This is a genomic window from Streptococcus sp. 121 (assembly GCF_016458205.1).
Lineage (GTDB): Bacteria > Bacillota > Bacilli > Lactobacillales > Streptococcaceae > Streptococcus.
Genome location: NZ_JAEMED010000075.1, coordinates 1 through 2,086 on the forward strand (window position 1 = coordinate 1; position 2,086 = coordinate 2,086).

A 2,086-nucleotide genomic window follows, 5' to 3' on the forward strand; every position below is an offset into this window, starting at 1 on the left:
ACCCATCTTTATTTATAGAAAAGCTTGATCGTTCATAAAAATCATCAGAATTGCAATTATTTATTGCTTGTTTCTGATGATTTTTTTGATAGTTACGCAAAGATATTCAGGGTATGAATAATTCGGGTTTATGATTGTTCAAGAATAGTTGATTGAAGGTGGAGATTATTGGTTATAGGGGAAAGTTTCGTCGCTTTGCCTTTGATTAGATGTTTGTGAATTTTGTTTAAGAAAGATTACTTTGTTCGGTATCGATGAATATTTTAAATTCTTGCTTGAAAAGTTTAATAAGTTTTGATTCTTTTCGATTCATCATATAGGTAAATGAAACCGGAGTTGAAATCTTTTCAGGTAGACGAAAGCCGATGTGTGGATTAAAATTCGTTGTAAGGTAAAGCGGAAGCAGTGAAATCCCTTGCCCCATTCCTATTAATTTTTCAGTGATTGAGATATCGTGAATGGAAGTAAATTGTGCTTCTGGTACCAGGTTTGTTATTTCTTGCTTCGTCTTTGACCAATAAATTGGGTGATTGTCGGACAATATTTTATATTTCTTAAATAATTCAATCTCGCTTAATGAATCAGCTTCCTTTGGAAAAAACAAGGCTATTTTACCTTCGCATATTTTTTCAATATTAATTTTGGTTGTAAATGGTTCTTCTCGGGCAATCCCAATATCAAATTGATTCTTTTCAATTGTCTGAGCAATGTCTTTTTGTAAGACAGTAATAGAGATATCAATTGAGGGATATCTTTCAAAAAAAGTTGGAAGAAATTTTGGAAGTAAGTAATTAGCAATATAGGGAGAAACAACGATACTGATTTTATCCTCAAGTTTTTTATCTTTTAATCGAATTTTTTGAACCCCTTCTTCGTGGGTTGAAATTATTTTTTGGGCTATTGGAATAAAATCTTGACCAGTTTGTGTGAGTGTGAGATTTCTACCAACTGTTTCAAACAGTTTAACTTGGAGGTATTTCTCTAGTTTTTTTATTTGCTGATGGAGAGTAGGCTCCGTTAAAAATAATTCAGCACTAGCTTTATGATAGTTCAGATGTTTGCTCAAAACTAAGAAAGTGTAGTACCAATCTAAATTCATATGTAACTCCTTCATAAGTAAAAAACGAATAATCTATTCATTATTTCCACATTTTAAAATGTTGCTATTCAGTATATCATATTCCTTGTAATATTTAAGTTATGACAAGGAGAAAAAATGTTTATTGAATTACCGTTTACAGATCATATCTTACCTAAAGAATTTGGAAAAAATGCTCTTCCTGAGGATACGCTTCAAGGAAATCCAGTTCGCTCTTTTCCGTTTAAGGTTAGAAATTTACCAAAAGGTACAAAGTATTTAGCTATTTCATTAATTGACTACGATGTTATTCCAGTTCGCTCTTTTCCTTGGGTTCATTGGCTTGTCTCAGACATTGATGTTACTGGGGTAGAGATAACGATTCCCGAGAATTATAGTCGAGAGTATGAGGATACTCTCATTCAAGGAAAAAATAGTTTTTCCAGTCCCTTATTAGGAGAAGATTTTTCGGAAATTGATTCCATCTTTGTAGGCCCAACTCCACCTGATAAAAATCACCGATATACCCTAGAGGTGTTTGCATTGAGTGAAAAAACAGGTCTAGAAAAGGATTTTTATTACAATGAATTATTGGATTCAGTTTATCCAATTTTATTGGATAGAGTCAGTGTGGAGGTTATTGGCCAATATTAAATTTTATCCCAAATTATTCATACCTAACTTAAAAACCTTCCAGAAACCGTATTGATCACAGGGTTTCTGGAAGATTCTGCTTTTCACCCATTGGGTGAAACATTCGACTAGACAAAAAAGGATTTCCCCTTTATGATATAAGTGAAAGCAAAACCACAAAAAGAAAGGAAATCCACATGTTCAGTCTAACAAATAATAATGCTAAAAACAAGAATTTTTCTTTTGAGGGAGGAAATCTTACGAATTATGGCGGACTGATTCTCTTTAAAGAATTGTTTGAGGTCTTGAAGCTGGCTGAGTTAATTTCCAAATATTTAGTCACTAATGATCAACGCCATTCCCCTCTTTACTCAG

The 2,086-nt window shown here is 32.7% G+C and carries 2 protein-coding genes and 1 pseudogene; 2 read left to right on the forward strand and 1 reads right to left on the reverse strand.

All coding sequences use genetic code 11. The annotated features are described in order from the left end of the window. Positions 1-226: 226 nt before the first annotated feature. Entirely contained in the window at positions 227-1,099 is an 873-nt protein-coding gene (locus JEQ21_RS09695; RefSeq protein ID WP_199365307.1) for a LysR family transcriptional regulator, read from the reverse strand. 117 nt (positions 1,100-1,216) lie between these two features. Here JEQ21_RS09695 and JEQ21_RS09700 point away from each other — a divergent pair, with 117 nt between their 5' ends. After that, positions 1,217-1,732 carry a YbhB/YbcL family Raf kinase inhibitor-like protein gene (locus tag JEQ21_RS09700; RefSeq protein ID WP_199365308.1) on the forward strand — a complete coding sequence of 172 codons (516 nt, stop codon included), beginning with the start codon at positions 1,217-1,219 and terminating at the stop codon, positions 1,730-1,732. 176 nt (positions 1,733-1,908) lie between these two features. Further along, a pseudogene (locus JEQ21_RS09705) lies at positions 1,909-2,086 on the forward strand (IS1380 family transposase); the annotation flags it as partial.

Bases quoted from the DNA above. Each gene is read 5' to 3' on its own strand.
- JEQ21_RS09695 (WP_199365307.1), bottom strand. From the start codon at position 1,099: ATGAATTTAGATTGGTACTACACTTTCTTAGTTTTGAGCAAACATCTG.
- JEQ21_RS09700 (WP_199365308.1), top strand. From the start codon at position 1,217: ATGTTTATTGAATTACCGTTTACAGATCATATCTTACCTAAAGAATTT.